The organism is Streptomyces sp. SCSIO ZS0520, assembly GCF_025643355.1.
GTDB classification, from domain to species: Bacteria; Actinomycetota; Actinomycetes; order Streptomycetales; family Streptomycetaceae; genus Streptomyces; species Streptomyces physcomitrii.
Genome location: NZ_CP092644.1, coordinates 6,604,605 through 6,620,374, shown reverse-complemented (window position 1 = coordinate 6,620,374; position 15,770 = coordinate 6,604,605). Strand labels below are relative to the sequence as shown.

Sequence of the window (15,770 nt, the reverse complement as noted above, 5' to 3'; positions counted from 1 at the left end):
GCACACTCTCGCGGCTCGGGCACGGGCGTTCCAGACCGCTCGCCGCGGGAAACAAGCCACAGGACGGCGAGAACCGGGCGGCGGCGCTGGGCCGCACCCGGTTCTCGTGTCCGTCTTCTCGGCCCCGTCTTCTCGGGGCCATGTCCCGCGGGACGGGGCCCGCGCGGGGCCTCAGCTGTTCTTCGGGCCGCCGATCTGGATGCCCGCCATGCGCGACCACTCGTACCGGCCGGTCTTCACCTTGGCCGCGAAGTCGCCGTCGAAGTCCTCGTGCACCTCGATACCGGCCTTCTCCACGGCCTGTTCGGCGATCGCGACGGAGGGGGCGACCAGGGTGCCCCACTCGCCGTCCTGGCCGACCAGGGCGATCCGGGCGCCGCGCTCGCCGATGTAGGCGATCTGGCCCTCGGTGCCGCCGTGCTCCTTGGCGAAGGAGCCGATCTGCTTGGCGAGCCTGGCCGCACGGCGCTCGGCGCGTGCCGCCTGCTTGCTGTCCTCAGCCTGCTGCGTTTCTGCCATAGCTGGATGCTACCGGCGGGTAGATCATCCCGCGACGGCCGTACGGCGTGGTCTCGGCCACGTGGGCGGGCCGGTTCAGCGCAGGAAGGGGTCCACCGCGACGGCGACGAAGAGCAGCGAGACGTAGGTGATGGACCAGTGGAAGAGGCGCATCTCCTTGAGCTTCGCGCCGGTCAGGCCGCCTTTGGCGCGGTTCTGCAGACCGTGCGCCTCCCAGAGCCACCAGCCGCCGGTGACCAGGGCGACGCCGGTGTAGAACCAGCCGGTGTAGCCGAGCGGGGTGAGCAGCAGCGAGACGAGGACCATCACCCAGCTGTAGAGCACGATCTGCTTGGCGACGACCTTGTTGGAGGCGACCACCGGCAGCATCGGGACGCCGACCCGGGCGTAGTCCTCGCGGACCTTCATGGACAGCGGCCAGTAGTGCGGCGGGGTCCAGAAGAACATCACCAGGAAGAGGACGACCGGGGCCCAGGACATCGAGTTGGTGACCGCGGACCAGCCGATCAGGACCGGCATGCAGCCCGCGATGCCGCCCCAGACGATGTTCTGCGAGGTGCGGCGCTTGAGGATCATCGTGTAGACGACCACGTAGAAGAGGAGCGCGCCGAGCGAGAGCCAGGCCGAGAGCCAGTTGACCAGGAGGCCGAACCAGAGGGTGGAGACCACCGCGAGGGCGAGGCCGAAGGCCAGCCCCTCGCGCGGCGAGACCATGCCGGTGACCAGCGGGCGCTGGGCGGTGCGGTCCATCAGCGCGTCGATGTCGCGGTCGATGTACATGTTGAGCGCGTTGGCGCCGCCCGCGGAGAGGTAGCCGCCGAGGCAGGTGACGAGGACCAGCCACAGATCCGGGACGCCCTGTTCGGCCAGGAACATCACGGGAACGGTGGTGATCAGCAGCAGCTCGATGATCCGCGGCTTCGTCAGCGCGACGAAGGCCAGCACACGGGCGCCGAAGGGGCGGCGGCCCGGACGCCGGCCGGCCGCGGTCCTGCCGGCGCGGGGGGCTTCCCCGGCCGCCATGCCCTCAACGGCACGGGCGGTGCCCCCAGGACGGGAATCGACGGCCGTCACGCACACCCCTGACAGAGACAAAATCAAAGCAGGCCCATCGACGTGAAGTCCCCGTCGAGGCCCGCGCGTACCACGCCACTCTAGACGTTGCCCATACCTCGCCCTCCGCCGGGGTGGCCCGTGTCCGGTGGGGGGAGCGAGGTGAACGGGCAGTGATCACCCTCGCGGGAGCGGGCTCGGACGAGCACTCGGCTGAGCGCGCTTTGCCCCACTTGGGCACCCCTCGACTGAGCACCGCCGCACCCGTTTGTGAACGGCTCCCAAAGTGCCGGATGCCTTGTCAGGAGGCGGATTCCGGCATCGGCGGTCACTCTGGATTCGCGGGCCGGGCCGGGACCGCACGGGCGGTAGGCTCGGCAATGGCCGGTGCGCGTCAAGACCGCCGGCATCCGACTTGTGGAGAGGAGCCCTGACTCAGGGTGAGCACCAAGCCGACCACCACAGACCTTCAGTGGACCGATCTGGACCAGCGGGCGGTGGACACCGTTCGCGTACTGGCAGCGGATGCCGTGCAGAAAGTGGGCAACGGTCATCCCGGGACCGCGATGAGCCTGGCCCCGGCCGCCTACACGCTGTTCCAGAAGGTGATGCGGCACGACCCCGCAGACACCGACTGGACGGGCCGCGACCGGTTCATCCTCTCCGCGGGCCACTCCTCCCTGACCCTCTACATCCAGCTGTACCTGGGCGGGTTCGGGCTCCAGCTGGAGGACCTGGAGTCCTTCCGCACCTGGGGTTCGAAGACCCCGGGCCACCCGGAGTACGGGCACACCCCGGGCGTGGAGACCACCACCGGGCCGCTCGGCCAGGGCGTCGCCAACGCGGTGGGCATGGCGATGGCCGCCCGCTACGAGCGCGGCCTCTTCGACCCGGACGCCGCCCCCGGCACCTCCCCCTTCGACCACTACGTCTACGCGATCGCGGGCGACGGCTGCCTCCAGGAGGGCATCTCCGCGGAGGCCTCCTCGCTGGCCGGCCACCAGAAGCTCGGCAATCTGATCCTGCTGTGGGACGACAACCACATCTCGATCGAGGGCGACACCGAGGCCGCGATCTCCGAGGACACCGTCGCGCGCTACGAGGCCTACGGCTGGCACGTGCAGCGGGTGGAGCCGAAGGCGGACGGCGACCTCGACCCCGAGGCGCTGTTCCGCGCGATCGAGGCGGCCAAGGCCGTCACCGACCGCCCGTCCTTCATCGCGATGCGCTCGATCATCGCCTGGCCCGCCCCGAACGCGCAGAACACCGAGGCCGCGCACGGCTCGGCGCTCGGTGACGAGGAGGTCGCGGCGACCAAGCGGGTGCTCGGCTTCGACCCGGAGAAGTCCTTCGAGGTGGGCGAGGAGGTCCTCGCGCACACCCGCGGCCTGCTGGACCGCGGCCGCGAGGCCCGCGCCGAGTGGGAGAAGTCCTTCGCCTCCTGGCGCACCGCCAACCCCGAGCACGCCGCGCGCTTCGACCGGGTCGCCGCGGGCGAGCTGCCCGAGGGCTGGGAGAAGGAGCTGCCGGTCTTCGAGACGGGCAAGTCGCTGGCCACCCGCGCCGCCTCCGGCAAGGTGCTCCAGGCCCTCGGCCCGGTCCTGCCGGAGCTGTGGGGCGGCAGCGCCGACCTCGCGGGCTCCAACAACACGACGATCGACAAGACCTCGTCGTTCCTGCCCGCGGGCAACCCGCTGCCGGGCGCCGACCCGTACGGCCGCACCGTGCACTTCGGCATCCGCGAGCACGCGATGGCCGCGAGCATGAACGGCATCGCGCTGCACGGCAACACCCGCATCTACGGCGGCACCTTCCTGGTGTTCTCCGACTACATGCGCAACGCGGTGCGGCTCTCCGCGCTGATGCACGCGCCGGTCACCTACGTCTGGACGCACGACTCGATCGGCCTCGGCGAGGACGGCCCGACCCACCAGCCGGTGGAGCACCTGGCCGCACTGCGCGCCATCCCGGGCCTGAACGTCGTCCGCCCCGCCGACGCCAACGAGACCGCGCTCGCCTGGCGGGAGATCCTGCGCCGCCACACCAAGGTGTACGGCAAGGGCACCCCGCACGGACTGGTGCTCACCCGCCAGGGCGTGCCCACCTACGAGCCCCACGAGGACGTGGCCAAGGGCGGCTATGTCCTGGCGGAGGCCGAGGACGAGGGCGGCCGGTCCGTCGAGCCGCAGGTGGTGCTCATCGGCACCGGCTCCGAGGTGCAGCTCGCGGTCGGCGCGCGCGAGCAGCTCCAGGCCGGGGGCGTGCCCACCCGGGTGGTCTCGATGCCGTCCGTGGAGTGGTTCGAGGAGCAGGACCAGGCGTACCGGGAGTCGGTACTGCCGCCGTCGGTGCGGGCCCGGGTCGCGGTCGAGGCGGGCGTGGGCCTGACCTGGTACCGCTTCGTCGGGGACGCGGGCCGGATCGTCTCGCTGGAGCACTTCGGTGCCTCGGCGGACGGGAAGGTCCTCTTCGAGAAGTACGGCTTCACCGCGGACGCCGTCGCCGCCGCCGCGCGGGAATCCCTCGAAGCCGCACAGCGCTGACGCGAGCAGACGGCATTTCGGGCCGTCGCCCCTCGCGTACCGGGGCGCACGCAGCGGTGCGCCCGCCGAGCTGAACAAGCAGACGAAGCAGGAGATGCAATTTCCATGACAGACGCACTCAAGCGCCTCTCCGAGGAGGGCGTCGCGATCTGGCTGGACGACCTGTCGCGCAAGCGGATCACGTCCGGCAACCTCGCCGAACTGATCGACCAGCAGCACGTCGTGGGTGTCACCACCAATCCGTCGATCTTCCAGAAGGCGATCTCCGCCGGAGACGGCTACGAGACCCAGGTCGCCGACCTCGCGGCCCGCAGGGTCACCGTCGAGGAAGCCCTCCGCATGATCACCACGGCGGACGTCCGGGACGCCGCCGACATCCTGCGCCCGGTCCACGAGGCGACCGGCGGCCAGGACGGCCGGGTCTCCATCGAGGTCGACCCGCGCCTCGCGCACGACACCCGGGCCACCGTCGCCGAGGCCAAGCAGCTGGCCTGGCTGGTGGATCGCCCGAACACCCTGATCAAGATCCCGGCGACCGAGGCGGGGCTGCCCGCGATCACCGAGGTCATCGGCCGGGGCATCAGCGTCAACGTCACGCTGATCTTCTCCCTGGAGCGCTACCGGGCCGTCATGGACGCCTACCTGGCGGGTCTGGAGAAGGCGAAGGCCGCGGGGCTCGACCTCTCCACGATCTACTCGGTGGCCTCCTTCTTCGTCTCCCGGGTCGACTCCGAGATCGACAAGCGCCTCGGCGCGCTCGGCACCGACGAGGCGAAGGCGCTGCGCGGCAAGTCCGCCGTCGCCAACGCCCGCCTCGCCTACCAGGCCTACGAGGAGGTCTTCGGCTCCGCCGACGGCTCGACGCCCGCACCCGGCCGCTGGGCCGCCCTGGAGAAGGCGGGCGCCAACCGCCAGCGCCCGCTGTGGGCCTCGACCGGCGTGAAGGACCCGGCGTACAAGGACACCCTGTACGTGGACGACCTGGTCGCGCCCGGCACCGTCAACACCATGCCGGAGGCCACCCTGGAGGCGACCGCGGAGCACGGCTCCATCACGGGCGACACCGTCCGGGGCACCTACCAGCAGGCCCGGGCCGATCTCGACGCCGTCGAGAAGCTGGGCATCTCCTACGACGAGGTGGTGCTGCTCCTGGAGAAGGAGGGCGTCGAGAAGTTCGAGTCCTCGTGGAACGACCTGCTCAAGTCGACCGAGGCGGAGCTCAAGCGCCTCGCGCCCTCGGAGGGCTGACACCTTGTCATCTGCGCACGAAGCGAATCCGCTTCGTGATCCCGCGGACCGACGGCTCCCGCGCATCGCGGGGCCGTCGGGTCTGGTGATCTTCGGGGTCACGGGCGATCTGTCCCGCAAGAAACTGATGCCCGCGGTCTACGACCTGGCCAACCGCGGACTGCTGCCGCCCGGCTTCGCCCTCATCGGCTTCGCCCGCCGCGACTGGGCGGACGAGGACTTCGCCCAGATCGTGCACGACGCCGTCAAGGAGCACGCCCGCACCCCCTTCCGCGAGGAGGTCTGGCAGCAGCTGCTGCAAGGGATGCGGTTCGTCCAGGGCGACTTCGACGACGACGACGCCTTCGAGCAGCTGGGCGCCACCATCCAGGACCTGGACAAGGCGCAGGGCACCGGCGGCAACTTCGCCTTCTACCTCTCCGTACCGCCGAAGTTCTTCCCCAAGGTCGTCCAGCAGCTGAAGAAGCACGGGCTGGCCGACGAGCAGAACGGCTCCTGGCGGCGCGCGGTCATCGAGAAGCCCTTCGGGCACGACCTGGCCTCCGCGAAGGAACTCAACGCCATCGTGCACGAGGTCTTCGCCCCGGACCAGGTCTTCCGGATCGACCACTACCTCGGCAAGGAGACCGTCCAGAACATCCTGGCGCTCCGCTTCGCCAACACCCTCTTCGAGCCGATCTGGAACCGGTCCTACGTCGACCATGTGCAGATCACCATGGCCGAGGACATCGGCATCGGCGGCCGCGCCGGGTACTACGACGGCATCGGCGCCGCCCGCGACGTCATCCAGAACCACCTGCTCCAGCTGCTCGCGCTGACCGCGATGGAGGAGCCCGCCTCCTTCGACGCGGCCTCGCTGGCGGCGGAGAAGACCAAGGTGCTGCGCGCGGTCCGGCTGCCCAAGGACCTCGGCTCCGCCACCGTGCGCGCCCAGTACGCGGCGGGCTGGCAGGGCGGCGAGAAGGTGATCGGCTACCTCCAGGAGGAGGGCATCGACGCCAAGTCGAAGACCGACACCTACGCGGCCGTCCGGCTCGGCATCGACAACCGCCGCTGGGCGGGCGTGCCCTTCTACCTGCGCACCGGCAAGCGCCTCGGCCGCCGGGTCACCGAGATCGCGGTGGTCTTCCAGCGCGCCCCGCACTCCCCCTTCGACTCCACCGCCACCGAGGAACTGGGGCAGAACGCCCTGGTCATCCGGGTGCAGCCGGACGAGGGCGTGACTTTGCGCTTCGGCTCGAAGGTGCCGGGCACCTCGATGGAGGTGCGGGACGTCTCGATGGACTTCGCGTACGGCGAGTCCTTCACGGAGTCCAGCCCCGAGGCGTACGAGCGGCTGATCCTCGATGTGCTGCTCGGCGACTCGAACCTCTTCCCGCGGACGGAGGAGGTCGAGCTGTCCTGGGAGATCCTCGACCCGATCGAGCAGTTCTGGGACCGGTCCGGCAAGCCCGCGCAGTACCCCGCGGGCACCTGGGGTCCCGTCGAGGCGGACGAAATGCTCGAACGAGACGGACGGAGCTGGCGTCGGCCATGAAGATCGACCTTACGGACACCACGGCCAGCAAGATCAACAAGGCGCTGGTGCAGGGCCGCCGCGCCATCGGCACCCCTGCCGTCGGCATGGTGCTCACCCTGGTCATCGTCACGGACGAGGAGAACGCCTACGACGCGATGCGCGCCGCGGGCGAGGCCTCGCGCGAACACCCCTCCCGCACCCTCGTCGTCATCCGCCGCGTCTCGCGCACCCCCCGGGACCGTACGAGCTCCCGGCTCGACGCGGAGGTGCGGGTCGGCGCCGACGCGGGCACCGGCGAGACCGTGGTGGTCCGGCTGTACGGCGAGGTGGTGGGCCACGCGCAGTCGGTGGTGCTTCCGCTGCTGCTGCCGGACGCCCCGGTGGTGGTCTGGTGGCCGGTCAACGCGCCGCTCGACCCCGCGCAGGACCCGCTCGGCAAGCTCGGCCAGCGCCGGGTGACCGACACCTACGCCGCCGAGCAGCCCACCGAGGAGCTGACCGCGCGCTCCGAGGCGTACACCCCCGGGGACACCGACCTCGCCTGGACCCGGATCACGCCTTGGCGCTCGATGATCGCCGCCGCGCTGGACCAGGTGAACTGCACGGTGACCTCGGTCGTCGTGGAGGGCGAGGAGTTCAACCCGAGCTGTGAGCTGCTCGCCATGTGGCTCGCGGAGCGCCTCGGCGTACCGGTGGAGCGCACCCTCTCGCCGGGCCCCGGACTGACCGCGGTGCGGATGGAGACGGACTGCGGGCCGGTCGCGCTCGACCGCGCCGACGGTTCGCTCGCCACCCTCTCGGTGCAGGGCCAGCCGGAGCGGGCGGTGGCCCTCAAGCGGCGGGAGACCGCCGAGCTGATCGCCGAGGAGCTGCGCAGGCTCGACCCGGACGACACCTACGCGGCGGCGCTGAGCTTCGGCGTGGAGCACCTCTACGACGCGGCCAAGGCGCCGGTGCGCGAGCCCGGTTCCGAGGAGGCGTCCTCCGCGCGGGGCACCGACGGGCAGTCCGCCGAGCCGGCCGGTTCCGGCGCCGCGAAGAAGAGCGCGCGGTCCGCGGCGAAGAAGGCTCCCGCGAAGAAGGCGACGGCGAAGTGAGCGCACCGCAGCTCGTCGTCCACCGCGACAAGGAGCTGATGGCCCAGGCCGCGGCGGCCCGGCTGATCACCCGGATCGTGGACGCCCAGTCCTCCCGCGGCACCGCCTCGGTGGTGCTGACGGGAGGGCGCAACGGCAACGGACTGCTCGCCGCGCTCGGTGCCTCCGAGGCCCGGGACGCGATCGACTGGTCCCGGCTCGACCTGTGGTGGGGCGACGAGCGCTTCCTGCCCGAGGGCGACCCGGAGCGCAACGCCACCCAGGCCCGCGAGGCACTGCTCGACGCGGTGCCGCTCGACCCGGAGCGGGTGCACACCATGCCCGCCTCGGACGGGGCGCACGCCGATGTGGACGCCGCGGCCGAGGCCTACGCCCGCGAGCTCGCGGCGGCGGCCGGCCCCGAGGACCACGCGGGGGTGCCCGGCTTCGACGTCCTGCTGCTCGGCGTCGGTCCGGACACCCATGTCGCCTCGCTCTTCCCGGAGTTGCCCGGGGTCCGCGAGCAGGAGCGCACGGTGGTCGGGGTGCACGGCGCGCCCAAGCCGCCGCCGCTGCGGATCTCGCTGACCCTGCCCGCGATCCGGGCGGCCCGTGAGGTGTGGCTGCTCGCGGCGGGCGAGGACAAGGCCGACGCGGCGGCCATCGCCCTCTCCGGCGCGGGCGAGATCCAGGCCCCCGCCGCGGGCGCCCGGGGCCGCGCCCGCACCCTGTGGCTGCTCGACCGGGCGGCGGCCTCCCGGCTCCCGGTGGAGCTGCGGCCCCCGGCGGTCGCCTGAGCCCCTCGTCCGCGAAGAGGCCCGTACCGCGGTGGCGGTACGGGCCTAGGGGCTGTCTTCAGACTTCCCTCGTCGCCCGGAGGGCGGCGTCGCGGCCTCTGGTGCGTGCTCGCCGGGGGTACCCCCTGCTCGAAGAACTCGGGGAGTGCCGGGTGCAAGGCCTCGTACCGGACGTACGTGGCCTTGCGCCCGGTGCGGCGAGAGTGCGTGCCAGGCGTCGCGACGCAGAGGGGAGTGTGACGACAGGCCCTAGGCGGCTTCGGCCAGCCGGTAGCGGCTGCCGTCCCGCTCGCGGACGAGGAGGCCCTCGATGACGCAGTGGCGCCGCAGGGCCGCGGTGTCGTCGTGCACCTCGGCGAATGCCTCGTTGATCTCCCGCTCGGTGTAACTGCGGTCGGCGGCGAAGTACTTGGCCGTCAGGTGGACGAGGAGTTCATGGCGGACCGCGGGCCGCACCGGGATGGCGGTCAGGCGGCCGCGGGCGAAGAAGCCGACCAGGGCCCGGGGCACCTCGGGTCTCGGCTCCGCGGGACGGGCCCGCCGGAAGACCTCCGGGTCGGCGGTGAGGCTCCCGTCCTCCTGCCGCTGGACGAGACCGCTCTGCAGCAGCCGGGCGAGCGGGCGCCGCACCTGCTCGACCTCGCGGGGCGCGAGCTGCCCGAGCACGATCCGCGCGTACAGCCGCTGGCGTTCGGGGTCCGCGAGCGCGGCCAGCAGGTGGTCCATGGGTCTCTCCTCGGGAGTCGGGGGGTGCCCGCGCAGTCTCGTCCACGCGGGCGGCTCCCGCATCCCCATTACGGGCGGCGCGGGCGCGGGGACGGGCGCTGTCCGCGCGCCCCCGCGCCCCGCCGGTTGCGGGTCAACGCCCCCGGTACTGCCGGTACTTGGCGACCAGTGCCCGGGTGGAGGGGTCCAGGCCCGGCACCTCGGCGCCCTCGGTGAGCGCGGGCTCGATGCGCTTGGCGAGGACCTTGCCCAGCTCGACGCCCCACTGGTCGAAGGAGTCGATGTTCCAGATCGCGCCCTGCACGAAGACCTTGTGCTCGTAGAGGGCGACCAGCTGCCCGAGCACCGAGGGGGTGAGCTTCCCGGCCAGGATGGTGGTGGTGGGGTGGTTGCCCCGGAAGGTCTTGTGCGGGACGAGCTCCTCGGCGGTGCCCTCGGCGCGTACCTCCTCGGGGGTCTTGCCGAAGGCGAGCGCCTGGGTCTGGGCGAAGAAGTTGGCCATCAGCAGGTCGTGCTGGGCGATCAGCCCGGGCCCCAGGTCGTGCACCGGGTTGGCGAAGCCGATGAAGTCCGCGGGGATCAGCTTGGTGCCCTGGTGGATCAACTGGTAGTAGGCGTGCTGCCCGTTGGTGCCCGGGGTGCCCCAGACGACCGGTCCGGTCTGCCAGTCGACCGGCTGGCCCGTGCGGTCCACGGACTTGCCGTTGGACTCCATGTCGAGCTGCTGGAGGTAGGCGGTGAACCGCGAGAGGTAGTGCGAGTAGGGCAGTACGGCGTGCGACTGGGCGTCGTGGAAGTTGCCGTACCAGATGCCGAGCAGGCCGAGCAGGAGCGGGGCGTTGGCCTCGGGGGGCGCGGTGCGGAAGTGCTCGTCGACCAGGTGGAAGCCGTCGAGCATCTCGCGGAAGCGCTCGGGGCCGATGGCGATCATCAGCGCGAGGCCGATCGCCGAGTCGTAGGAGTAGCGGCCGCCGACCCACTCCCAGAACTCGAACATGTTGTCCGTGTCGATGCCGAAGGCGGCCACCTTCTCGGCGTTGGTGGACAGCGCCACGAAGTGCTTGGCGACGGCCTCCTGACCGGCCCTCAGCTCGGTGAGCAGCCAGTCCCGGGCGGAGGTGGCGTTGGTGATCGTCTCGATGGTGGTGAAGGTCTTCGAGGCGATGACGAAGAGGGTCTCGGCGGGGTCCAGGTCGCGGACGGCCTCGTGCAGGTCGGCGCCGTCGACGTTGGAGACGAAGCGCACCGTCAGCGCGCGGTCGGTGAAGGAGCGCAGCACCTCGTAGGCCATGGCGGGGCCGAGGTCGGAGCCGCCGATGCCGATGTTGACGACATTGCGGATCGGCCGCCCGGTGTGGCCGGTCCACTCGCCGCCCCGGACCCGGTCGGCGAAGGCGCTCATCCGGTCGAGGACGGCGTGCACCTCGGGCACCACGTCGACGCCGTCCACCTCGATCACCGCGTCCCGCGGGGCCCGCAGCGCGGTGTGCAGCACCGCCCGGTCCTCGGTGGTGTTGATCTTCTCGCCGCGGAACATCGCGTCCCGCAGGGCGAACACCCCGGTGGCCTCGGCCAGTTCCCGCAGCAACCGCAGGGTCTCGTCGGTCACCAGGTGCTTGGAGTAGTCCAGGTGCAGATCGCCGACCTGGAGGGTGTACGCGTCCCCGCGCCCGGGGTGCGCGGCGAACAGCTCCCGCAGCCGCACCTCCCCCAGCTCCTGCCGGTGCTTGTCCAGCGCCTGCCACGCGGCGGTCCGGTCGAGCCGGGAAGGGCTTGTTGCGTTCATACGGGCTTCCGCCTTCTCTCGTCCTTGCGTACGTCGTGCCCCGCCGCTCCAACCTAATTGATCAGAGCGGGCGGCGGCGGACCGCAGGGCGGAGCCGGTGCCCGGGGCACGCGCGCGGCGGAACAGGCGCGCCCCCGAGGTGCCGTCCCGCGCGCGACCCGTGGTCAGGCCGCGATCGGGACCCGTGAAAACACCGCGGGCCGGGCGCACTTGGGCACCCGGCCGGCATTCTCAGATCTCGCCCCGCAGCTTGGCGAGGGCCTCGGCGAGGATCGCCTCACCGTCCTCGTCGCTGCGCCGCTCCCGTACGTACGCGAGGTGCGTCTTGTACGGCTCGGTGCGCGGCGGGTCCGGCGGGTTCTCGCGGTCCTGCCCGGCCGGGAAGCCGCAGCGTGTGCAGTCCCAGGTGTCGGGCACGGTCGCGTCACTGGCGAAGCTGGGCTGGGTCTCGTGCCCGTTGGAGCACCAGAAGGAGATGCGCGCCCGGGGCGCGGACTCACCGCGCTCGGCCTCGCCCATCGGCCCCGCCCCGACCCGGCTTCCCCGGATCGCGTTGCCACTTGCCACGGTCGTAACTCCCTGCGTGAAAGTGCTGCACTGCGTCGGCAGCGGCTGTGCCGCGAGGGACGACCCCCCTCCGCTGCGGCGCCTGAAGTCTGCGTAAGGCTCAACCCGCGTCCGGTGAGGGGAGGAAACGGCCCCGGCGGACACGCAAGCCCCATGATAGGCCGCGCTCGCGAGCGCGTACCCGGCATGGGGCCGGCGTCAGGTCATACGGCACGGTGGTGCACGTCAGTTGTTGACCTTCATCAGCAACCCGAGCACGACAATGCACGCGAACCACAGCAGACCGACCACGACCGTGATCCGGTCGAGGTTGCGCTCGGCGACCGAGGAGCCGCCGACGGACGACTGCATACCGCCACCGAACATGTCGGAGAGGCCGCCGCCCTTGCCCTTGTGCATCAGCACAAGCAGCATCAGCAGCAGGCTGAAGACGATAAGGGCGATCGAGAACCCCAATTCCACGGCTGGACTCCCTTTCCGGGGCATTCCCTCGGATCTGTACGGACAGCGGGGCCGGACTCAGGTGCTCCGGCCCCGCAAGAGTACGACGGAACTGCGCTAGCGCATACTCACTGGTCGCGGAAGCGCACGATCTTGACGAACTCGTCCGCGTCCAGTGCGGCGCCGCCCACGAGGGCGCCGTCCACGTCGGGCTGCGCCATGATCGCGGCCACATTGCCCGACTTGACCGAGCCGCCGTACTGGATCCGCACCTTCTGGGCCAGCTCCGGCGAGTACAGCTTGGCCAGGGACTCGCGGATCGCCCCGCAGACCTCCTGGGCGTCCTCGGGGGTGGCGACCTCGCCGGTGCCGATCGCCCAGACCGGCTCGTAGGCGATGACCACGGACTCGGCCTGCTCGGCGGGGACGTCCTTGAGGCCGCCCTCGACCTGGGCGAGGGTGTGCGCGACCTGGTTGCCGGCCTTGCGGACCTCCAGGCCCTCGCCCACGCACATGATCGGGGTGAGGCCGTGCTTGAAGGCGGCCTTGACCTTGGCGTTGACGATCTCGTCGGTCTCGTCGTGGTACTGGCGGCGCTCCGAGTGGCCGATGGCCACATAGGTGCACTTCAGCTTGGCGAGCATCGGGCCGGAGATCTCGCCGGTGTAGGCGCCGGAGTCGTGCGCGGAGACGTCCTGGGCGCCGTACTTGATCTTCAGCTTGTCGCCGTCGACCAGGGTCTGCACCGAGCGCAGGTCGGTGAACGGGGGCAGGACGGCGACCTCGACGGCCTCGTAGTCCTTGTCCGCGAGCGCGAAGGCGAGCTTCTGGACGTGGGCGATGGCCTCCAGGTGGTTGAGGTTCATCTTCCAGTTGCCCGCCATCAGCGGCGTACGGGTCTCACTCATCAGGTGTTCAGTCCTTTAGTGCGGCGAGGCCGGGGAGCGTCTTGCCCTCGAGGTATTCGAGGCTGGCGCCGCCGCCGGTCGAGATGTGGCCGAAGGCATTCTCGTCGAAGCCGAGCAGGCGCACGGCCGCGGCCGAGTCACCGCCGCCGACGACGGTGAAGGCCGGGCTGTCGAGCAGGGCCTGGGCGACCGCCTTGGTGCCCTCGGCGTAGTCCGGGTGCTCGAAGACACCCATCGGGCCGTTCCAGAAGACGGTGGCCGCGTCCGCGAGCTTGGCGGCGTACAGCTCACACGTCTTCGGGCCGATGTCCAGTCCCTCCTCGTCGGCCGGGATGGCGTCCGCGGCGACGGTGGTGGGGTGGGCGGGGGCCTTGGTCCTCAGGTCCGGGAAGTCGGGGGCGACCAGGACGTCGACGGGGAGCACGAACTCCACGCCGCGCTCCTTCGCCCGGTCCAGGTAGTCCCGGCAGGCCGGGACCTGGTCCTCCTGGAGCAGCGACTTGCCGACCTCGTGGCCCTGGGCCTTGAGGAAGGTGTAGGCCATGCCGCCGCCGATCAGGATGCGGTCGGCCTTCTCCAGGAGGTGGTCGATCACGCCGAGCTTGTCGGAGACCTTGGCCCCGCCGAGCACGACCGCGTACGGGCGCTTGACGTCCTCGGTGAGCTTCTGCAGGACCTCGACCTCGGCGCTGATCAGATAACCGGCGTAGTGCGGCAGCCGGGCCGGCAGGTCGAGGACCGAGGCGTGCCCCCGGTGCACCGCGCCGAAGCCGTCGCCCACGTACACATCGGCGAGGGCGGCGAGCCGGTCGGCGAACTCGCCGCGCTCGGTGTCGTCCTTGCTGGTCTCGCCCGGGTTGAAGCGCAGGTTCTCGATCACGGCGACCTGTCCCGGCTGCAGGCCGTCGACGGCCGCCTGCGCGGCGGGTCCGGTGGTGTCCTCGGCGAAGGCGACGGGCGCGCCGAGGAGTTCACCGAGCCGCTCGGCGGCGGGCAGCAGCGAGAAGGCCGGGTCGGGCGCGCCCTTGGGGCGGCCGAGGTGGGAGGCGACGACCACCTTCGCGCCCGCCCCGGCGAGCGCCTTGACGGTGGGCAGCACGGCGCGGATGCGGCCGTCGTCGGTGATGGCGCCGTCGGCGAGCGGCACATTGAGGTCGGCGCGGACGAAGACCCGCTTGCCTTCGACACCCGCGGCGAGAAGTTCGTCGATCGTCTTCACAACTCAACTCCTAGGAGAGCTCTGATGTCAGGGGGCTGCCCGGCAGGCATGCGCGACAGGGCCCGGGCGTGCTGCCCGAGCCCTGTCGATCACATCGCGGTGCCTGCCGTGTCAGATACGGATCAGAGCTGCTCGCCGACGAAGACCGTGAGGTCGACGAGGCGGTTGGAGTAGCCCCACTCGTTGTCGTACCAGCCGATGATCTTCACCTGGGTGCCCTCGGCCATGGTCAGCGAGGAGTCGAAGGTGCACGACGACGGGTCGGAGACGATGTCCGAGGAGACGATCGGGTCGGTGGTGTAGGTGAGGCGGCCCTTGAGCTCGGCGCTCTCGGAGGCCTTCTGGAAGGCGGCGTTCACCTCGTCCTTGGTGACCTCGCGGTCCAGGGTGACGACCAGGTCGGTGACCGAGCCGGTCGGGACCGGGACGCGCATCGCGATGCCGTCCAGCTTGCCCTTGAGCTGGGGTAGGACCAGCGCGGTGGCCTTGGCGGCACCGGTGGTGGTCGGGATGATGTTCTCGGCGGCGGCGCGGGCGCGGCGCAGGTCCTTGTGCGGGAAGTCCAGGATGCGCTGGTCGTTGGTGTACGCGTGCACCGTCGTCATCAGGCCCTTGACGATGCCGAAGTTCTCGTCGAGGACCTTGGCCATCGGCGCCACGCAGTTGGTGGTGCAGGAGGCGTTGGAGATGACGTGGTCCTTCGCCGGGTCGTACTTGTCCTGGTTGACGCCCATCACGATGGTGATGTCCTCGTCCTTGGCCGGAGCCGAGATGAGGACCTTCTTGGCGCCGCCCGCGAGGTGCTTGGCGGCGTCCTCGCGCTTGGTGAAGATGCCGGTGGACTCGATCACGATGTCCACGCCCAGCTCGCCCCAGGGGATGTCGGCCGGGTTGCGCTCGGACAGGACCTTGATGGTGTGGCCGCCGACCGTGATGCTGTCCGCGGTGTGCGACACGTCCTCCTTCAGGCGTCCGAGGATGGTGTCGTACTTGAGCAGGTGCGCCGTCGTCGCGGTGTCACCCAGGTCGTTGACAGCCACGATCTCGATGTCCGCACCCTGCTCAAGGAGCGCACGGAAGTAGTTACGCCCGATGCGGCCGAAGCCGTTGATGCCTACGCGGATCGTCACGAACCGATCTCCTCGTTGGTACGCCGGGTTTCGACGCCGGCGAGTTGTATGGGATGTCCCCGACCGCCTCCGACCCTACCTCTCCCGGCTCCCTTCAGTGACATCGAGCCGCCCCGGGAACGGGCCGGCGGCCACTACCCGTGAGTACGGGTGGTGGCCGCCGCGGCGGTGCGCTCGAAGGGGCCCGGTCAACGGGGCCGCCGCGTACGCCCTTTGGCGGCTCGCGGCCCCTGCGGTC

General features: G+C 71.0%; 14 protein-coding genes. 5 read left to right on the top strand and 9 right to left on the bottom strand.

The annotated features are described in order from the left end of the window. Positions 1-171: 171 nt before the first annotated feature. Both MID12_RS26760 and MID12_RS26755 read right to left on the bottom strand, forming a co-directional pair. Positions 172-519 (bottom strand): hypothetical protein, encoded by a 348-nt coding sequence (locus tag MID12_RS26760; protein WP_040254614.1) that lies wholly within the window; start codon positions 517-519, stop codon positions 172-174. Between the two features lie 75 nt (positions 520-594). Then, positions 595-1,542 (bottom strand): heme o synthase, encoded by a 948-nt coding sequence (locus MID12_RS26755; protein ID WP_052482650.1) that lies wholly within the window; start codon positions 1,540-1,542, stop codon positions 595-597. 470 nt (positions 1,543-2,012) lie between these two features. Between MID12_RS26755 and tkt the strand changes: the two genes are divergently transcribed. The 5 genes from tkt to pgl all read left to right on the top strand — a co-directional run bounded on the left by tkt (position 2,013) and on the right by pgl (position 8,755). Next, entirely contained in the window at positions 2,013-4,115 is a 2,103-nt protein-coding gene (tkt, locus tag MID12_RS26750; protein WP_263171298.1) for a transketolase, read from the top strand. 105 nt (positions 4,116-4,220) lie between these two features. Next, on the top strand, positions 4,221-5,363 hold the full coding sequence (gene tal / locus MID12_RS26745) for a transaldolase (RefSeq protein ID WP_040254610.1): 1,143 nt from the start codon (positions 4,221-4,223) through the stop codon (positions 5,361-5,363). 4 nt (positions 5,364-5,367) lie between these two features. Next, the gene (zwf, locus tag MID12_RS26740; protein WP_263171297.1) at positions 5,368-6,900 is read left to right on the top strand and encodes a glucose-6-phosphate dehydrogenase; all 1,533 of its coding nucleotides are present in this window, start codon (positions 5,368-5,370) and stop codon (positions 6,898-6,900) included. Continuing rightward, positions 6,897-7,979, top strand: a complete 1,083-nt coding sequence (gene opcA / locus MID12_RS26735) for a glucose-6-phosphate dehydrogenase assembly protein OpcA (RefSeq protein ID WP_040254608.1) — start codon at positions 6,897-6,899, stop codon at positions 7,977-7,979. The genes zwf and opcA overlap by 4 nt, the downstream gene beginning before the upstream one ends. After that, the gene (pgl, locus tag MID12_RS26730) at positions 7,976-8,755 is read left to right on the top strand and encodes a 6-phosphogluconolactonase (protein WP_263171293.1); all 780 of its coding nucleotides are present in this window, start codon (positions 7,976-7,978) and stop codon (positions 8,753-8,755) included. Before opcA ends, pgl begins: the two co-directional genes overlap by 4 nt. A 249-nt stretch (positions 8,756-9,004) precedes the next feature. On the opposite strand, the gene MID12_RS26725 is transcribed toward pgl, so the two are convergent. From MID12_RS26725 to gap, 7 genes are all read right to left on the bottom strand, one after another. Beyond that, positions 9,005-9,481 carry a DUF2087 domain-containing protein gene (locus MID12_RS26725; RefSeq protein WP_040254606.1) on the bottom strand — a complete coding sequence of 159 codons (477 nt, stop codon included), beginning with the start codon at positions 9,479-9,481 and terminating at the stop codon, positions 9,005-9,007. 133 nt (positions 9,482-9,614) lie between these two features. Continuing rightward, entirely contained in the window at positions 9,615-11,267 is a 1,653-nt protein-coding gene (gene pgi / locus MID12_RS26720) for a glucose-6-phosphate isomerase (RefSeq protein ID WP_263171288.1), read from the bottom strand. A gap of 231 nt (positions 11,268-11,498) precedes the next feature. After that, positions 11,499-11,834 carry an RNA polymerase-binding protein RbpA gene (locus MID12_RS26715; RefSeq protein WP_078845255.1) on the bottom strand — a complete coding sequence of 112 codons (336 nt, stop codon included), beginning with the start codon at positions 11,832-11,834 and terminating at the stop codon, positions 11,499-11,501. 225 nt (positions 11,835-12,059) lie between these two features. Beyond that, positions 12,060-12,296: a preprotein translocase subunit SecG gene (gene secG, locus MID12_RS26710; RefSeq protein ID WP_186095476.1), complete on the bottom strand. Its 237-nt coding sequence runs from the start codon at positions 12,294-12,296 to the stop codon at positions 12,060-12,062. A gap of 107 nt (positions 12,297-12,403) precedes the next feature. Next, a complete protein-coding gene (gene tpiA, locus MID12_RS26705) occupies positions 12,404-13,183 on the bottom strand; it encodes a triose-phosphate isomerase (RefSeq protein ID WP_040254601.1) in 780 nt (259 codons plus the stop codon). Between the two features lie 7 nt (positions 13,184-13,190). Further along, positions 13,191-14,402 (bottom strand): phosphoglycerate kinase, encoded by a 1,212-nt coding sequence (locus tag MID12_RS26700; RefSeq protein ID WP_040254600.1) that lies wholly within the window; start codon positions 14,400-14,402, stop codon positions 13,191-13,193. A gap of 122 nt (positions 14,403-14,524) precedes the next feature. Further along, a complete protein-coding gene (gene gap / locus MID12_RS26695; RefSeq protein WP_040254599.1) occupies positions 14,525-15,532 on the bottom strand; it encodes a type I glyceraldehyde-3-phosphate dehydrogenase in 1,008 nt (335 codons plus the stop codon). Between the last annotated feature and the right edge of the window lie 238 nt (positions 15,533-15,770).

Coding starts and splice junctions, on each gene's coding strand:
- MID12_RS26760 (WP_040254614.1), bottom strand. CDS start 519: ATGGCAGAAACGCAGCAGGCTGAGGACAGCAAGCAGGCGGCACGCGCC.
- MID12_RS26755 (WP_052482650.1), bottom strand. CDS start 1,542: ATGGCGGCCGGGGAAGCCCCCCGCGCCGGCAGGACCGCGGCCGGCCGG.
- tal (WP_040254610.1), top strand. CDS start 4,221: ATGACAGACGCACTCAAGCGCCTCTCCGAGGAGGGCGTCGCGATCTGG.
- opcA (WP_040254608.1), top strand. CDS start 6,897: ATGAAGATCGACCTTACGGACACCACGGCCAGCAAGATCAACAAGGCG.
- MID12_RS26725 (WP_040254606.1), bottom strand. CDS start 9,481: ATGGACCACCTGCTGGCCGCGCTCGCGGACCCCGAACGCCAGCGGCTG.
- pgi (WP_263171288.1), bottom strand. CDS start 11,267: ATGAACGCAACAAGCCCTTCCCGGCTCGACCGGACCGCCGCGTGGCAG.
- tpiA (WP_040254601.1), bottom strand. CDS start 13,183: ATGAGTGAGACCCGTACGCCGCTGATGGCGGGCAACTGGAAGATGAAC.